General features: G+C 62.5%; 16 protein-coding genes. 3 read left to right on the forward strand and 13 right to left on the reverse strand.

Annotated features, from left to right (window positions below):
• Window positions 1–47 precede the first annotated feature (47 nt).
• Window positions 48–1,589: a methyl-accepting chemotaxis protein gene (locus tag CBM2588_RS14950; RefSeq protein WP_115681147.1), complete on the reverse strand. Its 1,542-nt coding sequence runs from the start codon at window positions 1,587–1,589 to the stop codon at window positions 48–50.
• Between the two features lie 206 nt (window positions 1,590–1,795).
• Between CBM2588_RS14950 and CBM2588_RS14955 the strand changes: the two genes are divergently transcribed.
• Window positions 1,796–2,305, forward strand: coding sequence for a GNAT family N-acetyltransferase (locus CBM2588_RS14955; protein ID WP_026164216.1), 510 nt, complete (start codon window positions 1,796–1,798; stop codon window positions 2,303–2,305).
• An 86-nt stretch (window positions 2,306–2,391) separates the two neighbouring features.
• On the opposite strand, the gene CBM2588_RS14960 is transcribed toward CBM2588_RS14955, so the two are convergent.
• From CBM2588_RS14960 to CBM2588_RS31465, 11 genes are all read right to left on the reverse strand, one after another.
• Entirely contained in the window at window positions 2,392–3,195 is an 804-nt protein-coding gene (locus tag CBM2588_RS14960; protein WP_115681148.1) for an enoyl-CoA hydratase/isomerase family protein, read from the reverse strand.
• A complete protein-coding gene (locus CBM2588_RS14965) occupies window positions 3,192–4,436 on the reverse strand; it encodes a CaiB/BaiF CoA transferase family protein (protein WP_115681500.1) in 1,245 nt (414 codons plus the stop codon). Before CBM2588_RS14965 ends, CBM2588_RS14960 begins: the two co-directional genes overlap by 4 nt.
• A 59-nt stretch (window positions 4,437–4,495) precedes the next feature.
• Window positions 4,496–5,461 carry a Bug family tripartite tricarboxylate transporter substrate binding protein gene (locus CBM2588_RS14970; protein WP_115681149.1) on the reverse strand — a complete coding sequence of 322 codons (966 nt, stop codon included), beginning with the start codon at window positions 5,459–5,461 and terminating at the stop codon, window positions 4,496–4,498.
• A 60-nt stretch (window positions 5,462–5,521) separates the two neighbouring features.
• Window positions 5,522–6,460: a LysR family transcriptional regulator gene (locus CBM2588_RS14975; protein ID WP_115681150.1), complete on the reverse strand. Its 939-nt coding sequence runs from the start codon at window positions 6,458–6,460 to the stop codon at window positions 5,522–5,524.
• 354 nt (window positions 6,461–6,814) lie between these two features.
• A complete protein-coding gene (locus tag CBM2588_RS14980) occupies window positions 6,815–7,987 on the reverse strand; it encodes an MFS transporter (protein ID WP_172583595.1) in 1,173 nt (390 codons plus the stop codon).
• 45 nt (window positions 7,988–8,032) lie between these two features.
• The gene (locus tag CBM2588_RS14985; RefSeq protein WP_115681152.1) at window positions 8,033–8,761 is read right to left on the reverse strand and encodes an Imm52 family immunity protein; all 729 of its coding nucleotides are present in this window, start codon (window positions 8,759–8,761) and stop codon (window positions 8,033–8,035) included.
• A gap of 8 nt (window positions 8,762–8,769) precedes the next feature.
• The gene (locus CBM2588_RS14990; protein ID WP_231942146.1) at window positions 8,770–9,369 is read right to left on the reverse strand and encodes a Tox-REase-5 domain-containing protein; all 600 of its coding nucleotides are present in this window, start codon (window positions 9,367–9,369) and stop codon (window positions 8,770–8,772) included.
• Entirely contained in the window at window positions 9,369–9,716 is a 348-nt protein-coding gene (locus CBM2588_RS14995) for a hypothetical protein (protein ID WP_115681154.1), read from the reverse strand. The genes CBM2588_RS14990 and CBM2588_RS14995 overlap by 1 nt, the downstream gene beginning before the upstream one ends.
• Window positions 9,700–10,203, reverse strand: coding sequence for a DUF4123 domain-containing protein (locus CBM2588_RS15000; protein ID WP_115681155.1), 504 nt, complete (start codon window positions 10,201–10,203; stop codon window positions 9,700–9,702). Before CBM2588_RS15000 ends, CBM2588_RS14995 begins: the two co-directional genes overlap by 17 nt.
• A 7-nt stretch (window positions 10,204–10,210) precedes the next feature.
• Window positions 10,211–10,603 carry a PAAR domain-containing protein gene (locus CBM2588_RS15005; RefSeq protein WP_115681156.1) on the reverse strand — a complete coding sequence of 131 codons (393 nt, stop codon included), beginning with the start codon at window positions 10,601–10,603 and terminating at the stop codon, window positions 10,211–10,213.
• 248 nt (window positions 10,604–10,851) lie between these two features.
• The gene (locus CBM2588_RS31465; RefSeq protein ID WP_306437247.1) at window positions 10,852–11,256 is read right to left on the reverse strand and encodes a YciI family protein; all 405 of its coding nucleotides are present in this window, start codon (window positions 11,254–11,256) and stop codon (window positions 10,852–10,854) included.
• Between CBM2588_RS31465 and CBM2588_RS15015 the strand changes: the two genes are divergently transcribed.
• Complete coding sequence (locus CBM2588_RS15015) at window positions 11,222–12,937, forward strand: ATP-binding cassette domain-containing protein (protein WP_115681157.1); 1,716 nt, start codon at window positions 11,222–11,224, stop codon at window positions 12,935–12,937. The genes CBM2588_RS31465 and CBM2588_RS15015 overlap by 35 nt on opposite strands.
• A gap of 183 nt (window positions 12,938–13,120) precedes the next feature.
• Here CBM2588_RS15015 and CBM2588_RS15020 read toward each other — a convergent pair whose 3' ends face one another.
• The gene (locus CBM2588_RS15020) at window positions 13,121–14,299 is read right to left on the reverse strand and encodes an MFS transporter (RefSeq protein ID WP_115681158.1); all 1,179 of its coding nucleotides are present in this window, start codon (window positions 14,297–14,299) and stop codon (window positions 13,121–13,123) included.
• Between the two features lie 78 nt (window positions 14,300–14,377).
• Here CBM2588_RS15020 and CBM2588_RS15025 point away from each other — a divergent pair, with 78 nt between their 5' ends.
• On the forward strand, window positions 14,378–15,811 hold the full coding sequence (locus tag CBM2588_RS15025) for a M81 family metallopeptidase (RefSeq protein ID WP_231942147.1): 1,434 nt from the start codon (window positions 14,378–14,380) through the stop codon (window positions 15,809–15,811).
• Window positions 15,812–15,943 lie beyond the last annotated feature (132 nt).

Below are 15,943 nucleotides of genomic sequence, written 5' to 3' on the forward strand. Positions count from 1 at the left end.
CGACGGACCTCGAACCCGAAGTAGCGGACGGGCATCGCCCCCTTCGCTTACGCTACCGCCACCCCACCCAACCTGAACACCGCCACCGCCTCGCGCAACGCGCGCGCCTGCTCCGCCATCGATTGCGTCGCCGCCGAAGCCTGCTCGACCAGCGCCGCGTTCTGCTGCGTGACCTCGTCGAGCTGGCCGACGGCCAGGTTGACCTGCTCGATGCCGTGGCGCTGCTCGCCGGACGCCGCCGCGATCTCATTGACGATGCGCGAGACCTGCGCCATCGCCGCCGTCATTTCTTCGATCGTGCCGCCGGCGTTGCCGACCAGTGCGTGGCCGGCCGCGACGCGCTCGACCGCCACGTCGATCAGCGCCTTGATCTCGCGCGACGCCACCGCGCTGCGCTGCGCGAGCGTGCGCACCTCGTTGGCGACCACGGCAAAGCCGCGTCCCTGTTCGCCGGCGCGCGCGGCCTCGACGGCTGCGTTCAGTGCCAGCAGGTTGGTCTGGAAGGCGATGCCCTCGATCACGCCGACGATATCGCCGACCTTGGCCGAGCGCTCGGCGATCTCCTGCATGGTGGCGACGACATCGCCCATCACATCGGCGCTGCGCCTCGCGATATCGCGGGCCAGCGCCGTCTGCCGGGACACCTGTTCGATGTTCTCGGCATTGGCGCGAACGGTCAGCGTCAGCTCATCCATGCTCGCGGCGGTCTCCTCCAGCGAAGCCGCCTGCTGCTCGGTGCGCGCCGACAGATCGAAGTTGCCGTTCGCGATCTGCGCACTGGCAGCCGCCACGCCTTCGGCATTGCGGCGCACCAGGCCGACGACATCGGACAGGCTGTGCTGCATGTCGTGCAGCGCCTGCATCAGCGCGGCGATCTCGTCCTTGCCGCGCGTATCGATGCGCGTCGACAGGTCGCCCCTGGCAACGGTCTGGGCCACGTTCAGCGCACGGGACAGCGGCCGCGTCAGCGCGCGGCTGAACAGCATCGCGCCTGCCAGCCCGCAGACGAACGCGGCGAACATCAGCGCATAGCTCAACGTGGCGGCACGGCTTGCCGTGGCTGCGGTCTGCGCGGACACGGCCGCGGCGTCCGCCGCGATCAGACGCGCGGCTTCCTGCAGCAACCGCGCCGGCTCGCGGTCGACGCCGGCCACGACGCGGTCACCTGCGCCTGGATCGAACTCCGCCGCCTTGAAGGCCTCGAAGCCGCGCCGATAGCCCTCGCCCATCGCGGCGTGCGCGCTGGCGAACTGTGCGACCAGTTCCTTCGATTTGCCATCGGGCAGCCGCCTGGCCAGCACCGCGCCACGCTCGCGGATCGCCGCCTCGCGCGTGCCGAAGGCGGCCCAGTGCTTGTCCAGCCGCGCCGCGTCACTGCCGCGCAGGATCGTGTTCTTCCACTCCTGGATCTGCTCCTTGAAATCGACCAGCATCGCCGTAATGAGCCGCTCTTCCTCGACACGTTCCAGCACCACATGGTTGTAGTCGTCGAGCGAGCGGTTCAGGGTGCTCAGGCCGTACAGCGCGCCGGCGAACATGACGATTAGCGCCGCCGCGAAGGCAAGCGGGAGTTTGACTGCGATCTTCATTACGGATTTCCGATGGGCATGGGGACGCCCCAGCGCAGGGGCTGGTATGGCATGGCTCTTATCGGCAGGGAGATCCGTAAATTGAGTCGGGAGTCGGAGTACGGGGCGCGGGCTCGTGCCCTCGCATCCGGTACCGCAAGTGGGAGAACCGGGAGGCGTACACTGCGGCATAACTGGTTCGCAACCCGCCGAGCCAGCCAGCCCCCATGACTATGTCCGCCCCGCTGATCCACTCCGACCGCCTGACCTTGTCGCCCTTCTGCGGACACGACGCAGCCGAGGCGTGGCCCTGCATCACCCCCACGCTCGCCCGCTACATGGAATGGGATCCCGCCCCATCACCCGAGGCGTTTCGCGAGGTCTGGCAGGCATGGCTGCCGGCCATGGAAGACGGAACGGAATTCATCTTCACGGTCCGGCGGACCAGCGACGGTTGTTTCCTCGGCCTGGCCGGGCTGCATCATGCCGACACGCCGGCGCCCGAGTTCGGCATCTGGATCCGCGAAGACGCCCATGGGCACGGCTATGGCAAGGAAGCGGTGCTGGCCGTGGCGGCGTGGGCAACGGCCACCTTGCGGCCGGCGCGCTTTGTATACCCGGCCGCCGAGCAGAACTGGAAGAGCCGCCGGATTGCGGAAGCGATGGGCGGCGTAGTGGTGGACCGGCAGCCGGCACGGAAGTTTGTGCGGGTGGTTTATTCGGTACCGGTGAAGTAGCTGGATGCCCGACGGCATCGGCAAGCGACGCCCGCCGTCCAGTGAATCCCGACGCTTCTATCTATAGCGTCGGGCGATCCGAAGAATCAACGCCCTTTCCACACCGGCGGACGCTTGCCAACGAAGGCTTCCACCCCTTCCCGGAAATCGTCGCTGCCATAACATTGCCGCACCAGGTCATCGGTATCCGCCACCGCCGCCACGGTCTGGCGGCGCAATGACTCCTTGATGACCGCCTGCGTCACCGGCGCGAGTGCGCCGAGCCGCTCGCACAGCGCGGCGACTTCGGCGTCCAGCGCCTCGGGCGCATGCACGCCCTCGAGAAAGCCACAGGCCAGCGCCGCATCGGCATCAAGAATCTGCGCGAGCAACAACATTCGTCGCACCGGTTGCAGACCCCACGCCGCGCGCAACTTGGTCAGGTTCTGCGCGGACAGCGTATTTCCCAGCGTCTTCGCGATCGGCACGCCGAAGCGCGCCCTGGGCGTCGCCAGCCGGAAGTCGCAGGCGGTGGCGATGGCCAGCCCGCCACCCACCGCCCAGCCTTCGATGACCGCCACAGTGGGCATCGGCAGCTGCTCGACCAGCGCGATGCCCTCGTCGATGCGCGCTTCATACGCGACCCCGTCATCGCCGCCCGAGAACTGCTGGAACTGCGCTATATCGGTCCCAGCGACAAAGGCCTCGCCGCCGGCGCCGCGCAGCACCACCACGCGCGCGCCGGCAGTGCCTTCCGCGGCCAGCGCGCGGCAGTGTTCGGCGAGCTGCGCGTACATCGCCCACGTCATCGCATTGCGCGCGGCCGGGCGGTCGAACGTCAGGGTCGCGATCCGGCCCTGCCGCGTCAGCGTGACCCGGCCTTCGCCGGCCGCCTGCTGCGGGGCGCTCATGCGCCGAACGCGCCGGCCGCGGCCAGCGACTGCTGTTCGTCCTCCGACATGCCCAGCTCCGCGAGAATCTCGGTTGTGTGCTGGCCCAGCAGCGGCGGCGGGCGCCGCACCTGCTGCGGCGTGCCGCCCATCTTCACCGCGAAGCCGATATTGGGCACCTTGCCTTCGATCGGATGATCGATCTCGATGCGCATCTTGCGATGCCTGCCGTGCTCGCTGTCGAACGCCTGCGGGTAGGTCAGGATCGGCCCGGCCGGGATGCCGGCTGCCAGCAGTTGCTCGATCCAGTAATCAGCGCTCTGCCTGCCAAAGCTCTCTTCCAGCGTGCCGATCAGCGCCTGCCGGTTGGCCAGGCGCAGCGCGACGGTGGCAAAGCGTTCGTCCGCCAGCAGGTCGTGCCGGTCCAGCGTCTTGCACAGCAGTTGCCAGAGTTTCTGGTTGGTCGCGCCCATCACGAAGTAGCCATCGGCGGCCTTCATCGCCTGGTACGGCGCGCTCATGCGGTTGGCGGTGCCGAGCGGCTCGGGCTCGCGCCCGGTGCCCCAGTATTCGCAGGTGTCCCACACCGAGAACGCCAGCGCGGAATCGAACAGCGACGCATCGACATACTGCCCCCTGCCGGTCTCCTTGGCGCCGATATAAGCGGACAGCATGCCGTAGGTCGCGAACAGCGCGCAGCCGATATCGGCCACCGGCACACCCGCCTTCACCGGCGCACCGCCCGGGTAGCCCGTCACGCTCATCACGCCCGACATCGCCTGCGCCATCAGGTCGAAACCCGGCCGCGTCGCCCACGGCCCGCTCTGGCCGAAGCCCGAGATGCTGCAGTAGACCAGCTTCGGATTGATATGGCTGAGCGTCTCGTAGTCGATGCGCAGGCGCTTCATCACGCCGGGGCGATAGTTCTCGACCAGGATATCGGCGGTTTCCGCCAGCCGGTACAGCACCTCGCGGCCGGATTCGGTCTTCAGGTCTAGCGTGACGCTGCGCTTGTTGCGGTTCATGTTGAGGAAACCCATGCTGTCCGGGCCCTTCATCTTGAACCCCATCGAGCCGCGCGTCTGGTCGCCGCCGTCGGGCGGCTCGATCTTGATCACGTCGGCGCCCAGGTCGGCCAGCAGCATGCAGGCGTAAGGGCCGGCCATGACCTGGCTGACGTCGAGCACGCGCACGCCGGCAAGCGGCAGGCGCGCAGCGTTGGCGTGGGTTGTGTCGGCGCCTGCGTCGCGGGAATCCATCATCGGTTGCATCCTGGGAAATTGGTTCGTGCTGCGTGCATCGGTGCGTCGGCGGTCGCCCATCAGCTCTCCGCCTTCACGCCGGCGTCCTTGATCACCTTGGCCCATTTGGCCGATTCCGCGGTGATGTAGGCGGCGAACTGCTGGTTCGATCCGCCCGAGTCCTCGGCGCCGAAGCTCTTCAGCCGCTCCGCCACGTCCGGCATGGCCAGCACGCGGTTGACGTCTTCGTTCATGCGCTGCGCCAGCGCCGGCGGCATCCCCTTCGGGCCGACCAACCCGTACCACGACGCCGCGTCCAGGCCCGGGAAGCCCGATTCCGCCAGCGTCGGCACGTTTGGATGGCTCGACGCGCGCTTCAGGCGCGTCTGCGCGATCGCGATCACCTTGCCCTGCTGGACGAACGGCGTCGCCGCGGTCATGGTGTCGAAGGCGTAGTCGATCTGCCCGCCCATCAGGTCCGCCACCAGCGGGCCCGAGCCCTTGTACGGCACGTGCACCACGTCGATCTTCGCCTGCATCCGGAACAGTTCCAGCGCCAGGTGCTGCGCCGAGCCGATGCCCGACGAACCGAACGAAATCTTGCCCGGGTTCTTGCGGCACAGCGCGACGATGTCCGAAACCGTGCGCACCTTCTGTTCCGGACGGCAGGTCAGCATATTGGGCGTGACCCCGACCATCGAGATCGGCGTGAAGTCCGCGCGCGGGTCGTACTTGACGTCCAGCAGCGCCGGCGCGATCGCATGGCTGTTGACATGCGCCATCAGCAGCGTGGTGCCGTCAGGCGGCTGCTTGGCCACATAGGCCGCGGCAATCGCGCCGGTGGCGCCGGGCTTGTTCTCCACCACCACGCTGGTGTTCCACATCACGCCCAGCTTCTGCCCGATCACCCGCGCCAGCACATCGGTGCCGCCGCCGGGGGCAAAGCCCACCACGATACGAACCGGCCCCGCCACATTGGCCGCGCGCACCAGGCCGGGCACCGCCAGCCCGGCCGCGGCCGCCAGAAGAAATTGCCTGCGCTGCATTGCGTGTCTCCTCTATCGTTTGGAGTCCATCTTGCGCAATGCACCGGCCCAGGGCTATCGCTATTTTCGGGATTCAGGTTTCGCGTTTTGCGCAAGCACCTGCAGCACGCTCAGCGCCGCCGACGACAGCACCCCATGAGGCCGATGGCACAGCACAAAATGCCGCGCCGCCCACTCCCCCGCGATCGGCAACCGCACGAAACGGCTGCCCCCCGCCACCTCGCGCGCGATCGCCTCCGGCATCACCCCGCCGCCCAGGTTCTGCGCCACCAGCGCCGCGATACTGTCGAACCCGCTCACCCGCATGCGCATGCGCAATACCCGCCCCGCATCCTCCGCCAGCCGCTCCAGCCCGATCGAGATCGCCGAACTCTCGCCCAGCACGATCAGGTCGCAGTCCAGCACTTCTTCCGTCGTCACCTTCTTGCGCTTCGCCAGCGCATGGCCGCGCGCCACCACCAGCACCAGCCGGTCGCTCCGGTACGGCGCCGTCGGCAGATCGACCACGCCGAGGCTACCTTCATAGATACCGATATCGACGGTGCCACGGCGCAACGACTGCTGGACTTCCTGGCTATTCATTTCCTGCAGGTCGATCCGGACACCGGGGCATTCCGTGGCGCAGCGCTGGATGTCGAACGGCAGGAACTGGATGACGGCGGACTTGGGCGCGGCCACCCGCACCACACCGAGATCGCCGCCGACGAAGGACGCGGCGTCGTCCTGCATGCGCTGGACGGTGTGGGTAATGCCGCGGGCGTGGGCCAGCAGCGCGCGGCCGGCTTCGGTACAGGCCATGCCGTGGGGCAGGCGCTCGAACAGGGAGACGCCGAGCTGGGATTCGAGTTCGAGGATGCGGCGGGAGGCGGCGGCCGGGGCCAGGTGGACGCGTTCGGCGCCGCGGGTGATGCTGCCCTGGTCGGCTACGGCGATAAAGAGCTGGATAGTCGTGAGGTCAAAATGCAGCCGGGGTTGGCGCGAGTGGGCGGGGGACGTCACGATGGTCTGCGCGCGGGTCGGCGTCGTTGGGTCGAGCTACGGAAGGAAGTTGGAGAAACTGCCACGAGCAATAGCTGCGCGTGCTCGCCCATTTTCCGCTCAACATCGAGCCCCGGCAATTGCGGGTTTCCCGTGTCCAGACAAGGGCCCCACCAACAATCACCGCAGCGTCCGCAACGCCTGCTTCAGGATCTTCCGGACCGCATTACGCGGCAGACCACGGAGAAAATTCAACGGCGTTCCCCCGCTTGTATCCGGTGAGCCGTTTTCGGCAAGCGACCAGAATATCCGCCTCCGTCACCGGCGTCCCCGGGCTTGCATACTACGACGTCACGGGTATCTTGCCCCCACATATCAAGGGAGGCTTTGCCTTACTTTGGCCAAGGCAAGAAAAGTAAAACACCCCACCAACATCACGGCATCAAGGAGGATTGGGGCTTCCGGCGAAAAATATTCCGACAAGAAGGGAGTGATCGCTTGTCCGGCGGCCTGGCATAGAAAAGTGCTGGACCCCAGCATGCCATAGACGAACGGGATCTGTTCCAGTGAATAGCTGTCAGTCAGCAGGCGGTGAAAGCTCGTGAAATAAATAGAGACCCCCAGCCCACCCACTGCGAAACCAAGGCCAAGCAACAGCGACCAATGCTGTGTGAATAGTGCTGCCAAGGGTTGGGTGCACAGTAAGGTCAAGGCCAGGGCCAATCTGTGTCGGATAGAAAGTCTCGACGTCCATGGTCTGACGAGGAATAAGGCCAATCCTCCGGCGGCTGCCATCGTAAACGAATAGCCCAGCTGCTCGGGCGAGAGACGATGAGCCGCAACTGCATAGATTGGCCAGCCCGCCAGCCACAATCCCAGGCAGAAGAACTGCACATGGTGAACGAGCAAGATGCTTGTTTGCTGGCGAAGGGCGTGAATCTGATCCGAGAACTTCGTTGAGCTTCGTTGCTTCCGGCTAGACTCGGCTCGGGTGGAATCCTGTCGATGACTCGAAACCAGAAGGCATAACAAATAAAGTAGCGCAGGAAAGACAAAGGCAGCCTGGATACCGAAGTGAGCCACAAGCACGCCGCCGATGGCAGGTCCAATCAACCGGCCGGTGTTCTGTGATAACACATAGCTTTCATTGACAGCGTCGAAACCGGGAAGGCCAGCCCTCCGGTTCAGCAACGTTCGCCAGGATACGACGAACAATGACAAGCCCACCCCCTCCACAAAGCGTGCCGATATCACCCAAATTGCGTGGTCGCAGCAGGCCATCACAATGCTACTGACAAGAGAACATCCCAGGCCGGTCAGGTAGTAGCGACCCGCATTGCCCGGGCTTATGATCAGTCCGGCGCAAGGCTGAAATAACGTTCGCCCGAGGGCGGCTCCGGCGAGAAACATTCCTGCCTCAAAGGCAGACAGGCGCAGGTTCGCAGCCAGGAGTGGAAAAAAACCGGTAGCGGCAGTTGATGCAGTCCAGAACAGTGCACCTTGTAGGAAAACTAAGATAGCGGCGCTACTTGATTGGCTTCGTGTCACCTCATGTTCCTTACCGCCTGACAGGTCTGCAACCGACAGTACTTTCTACAGGTCAATGTATCTCGGTAGCAAGTCTTGATCGACGAGCCGAACCTCAATGGCATTTGCCGCCCTGACGTGTTCCGGATCGGTGCCGGAAAAAGGCGCGTCGGTTACGCTCACGACAATCGTTCCCATTCGCTTGTTGTCCTCGTCGGGCACGCTAATCAGTGCGCGAGCTTCCGGAATTTGCTGCTCCGTGAGGAGCATCGGCAGGTAGAGCATCCAGCCTACAGCAGGACGATCTGGAAAGACACGAACATACTTCTGTGTATCGACGGTAGCGACTAACGGGCGCCAGATCTTTACCGCCTCGCTCAAGACCTTGGCAACCGTGGACCAAGGGCCCAATCGACTCGCTGGAGGCTTAGACCCTAGAGTAAGACTCATCGCCGACGCTGCACCGTCAGCCCGATCAAAAAAGTAAGAAATGGACGCGCCTTGCGACTTCGCGAGCTGCCCATTCCATATGACGAAGGTCTTTATGGCATTCTCTCCTTCCAACTCCTGGTCCAGGACCGACAGTGCAGCCGTGGTGGGGCCTTGTCTGTCGAAGACCAAGTACCGGTAAGAGTCCTCTTTCGTGTCAGCTGCCAACAGCCACACGGATTCGTCGAGCAGCGCGTCTTGTGTTCCCAGAAATCGCGTTAGCTGCTGGACGAGGGACAGATGATCTTTCAAAGTGGGCCGTGGATCGGATGCGAGCCTAAATCGCAGCTTCAGTTCGTGTGACATAGCCAGTATCAGGGAAAGAAGACGACCTCAATACGCGGCGCCGCTTCCCCGATCGCCTCTCGCATATACGCGAACGATATGGGCTCCATGAAATGCCACCGCAATCGCGTCGGTGGAATCGGCTGCGCTGCCTGTTCCTGCCGTACAGCACTGGCAGTCATTACTGCAAAGATCTTTTTTTGAAACGGATAACGAAACTCCCCATCCGCATCAAAAAACTGGTCATAGGTAGATTTCGCCTCTTTCAAAAGACACTGTCCTGATGCAAAACCATCGAACCTAACGCCGTTGAAGCTCCATTCGCACAGAAAGCCTTCAGCCGCATCCGGCATACCAGAGACGCGGCGCTGATACGAAATAGCTTCGGCGCTCCACCCTGCTGTCGGCTGAAGCACAATCCCGCCATGATCAGGTGGACATTCTTCACATCTATCCTTTTCTTTTGCCGGAGACTCAGCACGTGAGATAGGAGTGGTTCTCGAGTTCTCAGCTTCCTCCGTCCGTTGACGCGCTGCCTCCGTTGCAGCGCCGGCCGCCGCTGCGGCTCCAAGCCACTGAAGCACTCTTGACGCGATCAAACGGATAGCAGGAATTGCAAGCGTCGCCATCAACCGGTCTCCTTGAGAACGAGCTTCATCACCGCCGACAGGTCATCCAGTCTTTGTTTCGGGGTCGCTCCCGGCTTCGAGAGATAAGCGCGGATTTGGCGATCCGTTGCTATCTGCGGTGCATCTGCGCAGAGATAGAGCAACTTCACGATGCATTGAGTCGACAGAAGACCTGACTCTGCCGCCAAGCTATAACCCGCTTGCATTCGGCTGCAGATTTCCTCTCTACCCGGGGTCTGCAACAATTCCGGACGATGGGCCAGAAACTGTTCGCATACCGCGCCGACGAAGTTCTGAATTTCTAAGTGCCGCAGCGCCTGCCATTGCGTCTCACTGAGCGTCAGCATGCTGTCTCCCTATCCAGACTCTGATGCCCTTGTCCAGGAAATGCCATTCGTGGATATGACCGAAGAATTCCGTCCGTTGATCGCCTGCCATCAACTGAAAGAGAGCTGCCAGCACACGTGGGTCCCAAAACCGCAAGAGCGCAGTTCGTCCGTCGGGCAGCTTAACGTCGAGTCTCACCTGCAGCAGTTGTGAAAGCCCCGTGAGATCAGCTTCGGCGATGAGCCAGGTGACGGCCGGCGCCGCCATTTCCAGTGAGATCAAGTCACGCAGGACTGCTTCACTTGCCCGCGTCGCATCGACCAACCAAGGGCCCGCATGTGCGAGCGCGTCGTCCGCTGTACCGGAGAACAAGGCAACCACCACGCCAGGCAGGTGTTCAAGCTGTCGCTCCCGATGCTGCTGATGCAGCGCGCCATCCACCAGGGCATACAGATTGAGCGTCTGCAAGCGTGCACGCAGTTGGTTGTATCGATCGAGGACATCCATTAGCCGGCTACCCTCGGACGACAGTCGCCGCTCCTGTCGCAGCTGCCTTCATAAGACAGTCCAGGCAGAGGCCAGAACCCGTTACAGCAGCGATCCCTGCCGGTTCAAAGTCGGCGGCCACTGGCGTCTCCATGTCGCTTGCCAACGTGGTGTCCTGGCTCGCTAGCAACCTGGCACCGCAGGCGGTGCGGTCCATATGCCTGGCGTAGGGAGCGCCATTGGGCGCAGTGATAATTCCGCTGCCCGCCAGGATCGGGAAAGTGCCCTTGCACTTAGGACAAATGGTCATGTCCCCCGCCCGCGCCATGGCGCGATTTCGGATGATGCTGGTGGCATCGCCGGTAATGACTGTCCCTCCGTGCGTAGTCCGGTCGCCCACGCAAATGAGTCCGGAAATCACGTTTCGCCTCCACCTTCGTTATGCTCCAAAGAGCCGTCTGGCATGCCCGGCGCATGCTTGCCCACGGTAGTTGGCGCAATGGGGTCGTGGCAACGGAGCAAATCCGCAAAGTTATGCGGCCGTTTCTGGAAAGGTGATGGAAACGGCTGCAGCCGGTAAGCGGTGGGCGTCGCGTTTTTTGGAAGCTCGAGTAGACCGGTGGGTGTGTGACAGTAAAACTCCTCTCGGTTTCAGGTCGAAGCCAAGACTCAAAGCGTCACCGGTTCATCGAAAGCCCGGTGCCAGCGGTGGATCTCCACGCGCTCGCGTAGGCCATGCGTCCAGAACGGATCAGTTTGGATGAGGGCCTCGACCTCCGCTCGATCCGCAGCCCGGACAATCCAGAGCCCGCCTCGATGAGTATGATGATTTCGCGCCAGGCGTCCGCGCAGGAGGCAAGGAATCTCGCTGGGTCGAAGCCAGCCTTCTCTGCAATTCGCGAATCGACAGAACTTTCTTCTGCAATCTTCCGAATACTCCGACGACTTTTGTCCGGCAACACACCTAATCTGCGAGCAGATGGCTCGATTAGCGTGACACGACCAGAAGGCCCAAGTCGATCTCTGAAGGTGACCCGCGATGAGGTTTCTGTTGGATTTGTATAAGGACTGGATCTTCGCCTACCGAATCGCAGCCGGAAAGTACCCAGGCTTGCCAATCCATTTCTGCGGAGCAACCCTGTTTGTAGCGCTGTCCGCGGCATTATCAACGCTGGTTCCCTACCTCTTGCGTGAGACAACCAATGCTCTGTCTGTAGACGCCACGCTTGGCGCTACCGCCATGCCGGTGATTCTGGCAGCCGCGTACGGACTCGCCTGGACAACCGCGCGCGCCTTTGAGTGGCTGAAAGCGATGATTTTCGCGGCCGTCCTCGCCAGGTGTGATGCCGCATTCCACGGCGCCATCTTTGCCAGACTGATCAGGGCTGACTACCCGCGCCTGAATTCGGAGGACCCAGGCAAGCTGGTCTCAGTCATTGCGCGAAGCCGGGCCGCTTTCAGTGCAATCACGTTTTCGGTGTTCTGGGCAATCATCCCGATTGTTCTCCAGCTGGTACTTTCCAGCGTCGTTCTGTGGCAACTGACCGACGGCGCGTTTGCTCTCGGATTTGCCGTCTCCGTGTTGCTTCTCTTTGCCGCGACATGGTTCCTCGCAGAGCAAAGCAAAAGCGCTCATGAAGAGATCTTCAGCGGTGCCGACATGCTGTCGAGCCATCTGGTTGAAAGACTCGGATTCATGCTGGACATCAAACTCAACAAGGCATACGCGAGAGAAGATGCCGCGTTGCACCTCACGCTTGATGTCTATATCGCCAAGATCACCCGCGGGAACGTCAGGCTCGCACTTCTTCTCGCGGCGCAAGCCATTTGCACCGGCCTCTTGCTTACGCTTTTCTCGGTGACGACTGCATACGGCGTCACGCACTCCGTACTCCGCGCGGGCGATTTCGTCATGGTTGTTGGCTACGTCGTGACACTGGCGATGCCATTCACCAACCTCGCAGGATCGCTGTCCGATTTGCGCCGCAACCATCTCGCGCTGCGCGAGGGCTTTGGCCTGCTGGAGATGCCAATCGAGCGCAGTGAATCCAGCGTACACATCGACCATGCTGCGAAGGAAGTCTGCCGCATCGAGAACGTGATTGTCACGCAAGCCGGAAAGCAGATTCTGCGGGACGTGAATATCACTATCAGGCAGGGCGAGCTTGTCGCGCTCATCGGGCCATCGGGTGCGGGCAAATCGAGCCTGGTTCACCTGATGCTTGGACTCGCGCGCCCCTCGGCTGGCACGGTCCATCTATTTGGTGCGGACGTCAGCAAACTGTCGGTCAGCGATATCGCAAGCGAAGTCGCTGTCGCACCTCAGGCGCCGATGATCCTGACCGGCTCACTCAGGGAGAATCTGACCTACGGCTGTGACAACCCGCCTTCAGAACGCGCGCTGCACGAACTCGTTGCCTTGCTTGAATTGCATGAGATCGCCGCAGACGGAAACGACGACATCCTGGATCGTCCGCTGGGCATTCAAGGCCGGGCCCTGTCAGGAGGGGAACGCCAGCGCGTCGCGCTGGGTAGAGCGCTCGCTCGCCGCCCGGCGGTCCTCATTCTGGACGAACCCACCTCATCGCTCGATCCACAACGCGAGGAGCGCATCTTTGCGCGTGTCCGGGAACGGGTGCAAACGCTGATTGTGGCTACGCATCGACACGCGCTGGTCCAGGCCGCAGATCGTGTATATCGCGTTGCAGACGGTAGCGTCCAGGAGCACTCCCTGAGAGTTGCAAACGCACCATGAAGAAAACGGGCACTGGGTGGTTATCTTCACCATTGCTGATAGTCGCTACGGACTTTAAGGCGCTGGCGCCGGCTCAAGTTTCTTCTGGCGTTCTTGAGATCACATTGTCAACACCACGACGCTATGCGTTTGCACACTGAAACATGGATTTTTTCTCGGTCCCGTGTGCGGAACACCTGACTGTCAGCGCACGCGCCGCAGTGTTGCAGCTGAAACAAGCGTGGAAACCGTACAGACAACGGCGACCGGCAGTGCTGAATCGTTGTAGGCAAGACCCGCCAGGAACGCGACAGCCCCGCCGGTCAACGTCTGCAATCCGCCCAGCATGCCAGCGGCAAAGGCACGGTACTCGGCGGCGACATTCATGATCCACGCGTTGGCAACGGGTACGATAAGGCAGTAACCCAGCTGGGCAGCAGCCAATGCTGCCAGGAAAACGGGCAGCGCGTGCGCTTGGGTGATCGAGAGGAGCAATAGTCCAAGCGAGGAAAGGCCTAGACATAAAATGCCGGCCGCAACAAGGCTGCGCTCAGATACGCGTGCCATCAGCGCGCCGGAGCACAGGTAGCCGATCACGCCGACGCCTGCGAAGCTGGCAAAAACGATCCCTATCTCAGTGACTGACATGTTGAAGAGACTAGCCAACAGGAATGGTTTGACCACCAATAAAGTGGTATAGCCGCCTTGAGTCGCACACAGCAGGATCAGCGGGATCCTGGCTGTCATGCAAAGACTAGTCAAATCACGAAGCGACATCGTCCCGCGGGAGGACCGGAGATCATGAGCGGCGGCACTGGGCGGAGGCGGAAATATTGCGAATAGCACCGGAACCGCGAGGAGAGGCATGCAGAACGCTGCAAACATTGCGCGCCACCCCCACACAGCGGCGATCCATCCGGCAACCAATGGAGCAATGATGCTGGTCGCTTCCAATGCGGCTTGCCCGTAGGCAAATAGTTTCCTGTATCGCTCATGGGCCAAGAGGTCACGCATTAGGGCCCGGTTTCCAACTGCGCCTATTGCATTTACCGCAAACAATGCCAGCAGGGCCACCGCAAAGGCCGGGTAGCTTTGGGCAGCCGCACTCAGTAGGCCCAGCAAGCTGGCCCCTACGGCGCTCACGGTTACGCTGCGCAGTCTGCCAATATGATCGACCAGCCACGGCGCCACAAGGAAAACTGCCGCGCCCACCATCAAGGTCGCGGAGAAGAAGGCCTGAAATTTCGCCTGACTGACGGCAAGGTCGGCGCCAATCAGAGGAAGGACGGGGCTGAGCACATCGAATAGCGTCGCCACCAGTATTGTTCGGATGACCAGGCACACATAGGCGATGGTTGTTTTTAATTTCTGGCGGTCGGTCATTTGCGGCGGGGAGACACCATCGCTGTTGCCAACGGCATAGTTCTCAATGGTGTCCCATATTGCAGTATGAGAAGTGCCATGGCATGGGGAATCGTCTCAGCGTGCCATGGCCGATCGCCGTATTTCAGGCAGCTAGAGCACGGTCGGCAGCAAAAAACCGGAAGAAGGCGCGGCGGGACCGGCACCACGCTCATTCCCACCTATGTCGGGCAGGCGACGCCCTCGGGCACGATCGAAGCCGGCGCGTATGCCGCCATGAAGCAAGACATCCTCGAAGGCATTCGCGCTGCGCTGCCGGTTGACGGCGTGCTGCTGGCCCTGCATGGCGCCGGTGTCGCCGACGGCACTGAAGACGTCGAAGGCGATCTGGCGCTTGCCGTTCGTGCGCTGGTCGGACCGGGTGTCCCAATTGCCGCGGTCTACGATTTGCACGGCAACATGACGGACGCGATGCGCGACGCTTGCGACCTGACGTTGCCGTGCAAGCTGTATCCGCATACCGACTTCCATGACCGGGGCGTCGAAGCCGTCGAGCTGCTGCTTGAGATGATTCGGGGCGGGCTCACACCGGTCACCGCAATGCGACGCCTGCCGATGCTGCCGTACATCGTGACGACACAAGACGGGTTCATCCCGGCGGAAGTCAACGACGTTTGCCGGAAGCTGGCCGCACAGCCCGGCGTCATCGACTGCTCGTGGTTCCACGGCTTCCCCTACGCGGATATCGCGGCCCCCTGCCCGGCGGTCGTGTGCACCACAACCGGAGACGCCGCGCTTGCGCAGCGTTGCGTCGACGAAGTCGCGCAATGGATCTGGTCGCATCGCGAGGCGTTCCGTCCGACGTTTCCGCCCCCCGCACAGGGCGTCGCCCTTGCCCTGTCGGCGGCAGAGGGGCCTGTCGTTGTCAACGAGTACGCAGACAACCCGGGCGGCGGCACACCCGGAGATGGTACGCATTTGCTTCGCGCGTTACTGGATGCCAATCCGCCTGCAGGCACGTGTTGTTTCGCGTCGATCAACGATGCTGCCGTGGTTGCACAAGCGCAGCGCGCAGGTGTCGGTGCCACGATCAGGGTCTCGCTGGGTGGCAAGCAAGGCCGCTTTCAGGGCGCGCCGATCGAGGCCGATGCCTATGTGAAATGCATCACGGACGGTCGTTTCGTGAATCGCCCCGGATCGATGTTCGAAGGGGTTCGTTTCGATCTGGGGGCGATGTGTCGGCTGATCATCCAGCGTGTCGATGTCATCGTGGCTTCGCGTGCGGAGCAAATCTTTGATGTCGGGCCGTTTGTGCTGCATGGGGTGGACGTCACTGGGTACAAGCTCGTTGCGATCAAGGGGGCCAACCACTTCCGTGCTGGATATCGGACGGTGGCTAAGGGAATCATTTCTGTCGATAGCGAGGGCTTGAGTACGGCGGCGATTGCGTCGTTTCCGCGTGAAAGGCTTGTCGGGGAGTTTTGGCCTTTGTCGGACGAGGTCCAGTTCGGTGGCGGTGCCGATGTCGCATGACATAAGCAGGAATACGTCATCAACGAGTTGGGTGCCACCCCTGCGCAACTGGCGGCCACAACGGTGATCTAGATGAACAGGCCCACGCGCGTGCGCAGCACGCACCCGGCCTCCTCCACCAGCTGGTCACGC

Origin of the sequence: Cupriavidus taiwanensis, assembly GCF_900250075.1 — a bacterium.
In the GTDB taxonomy this organism is placed as follows: domain Bacteria; phylum Pseudomonadota; class Gammaproteobacteria; order Burkholderiales; family Burkholderiaceae; genus Cupriavidus; species Cupriavidus taiwanensis_C.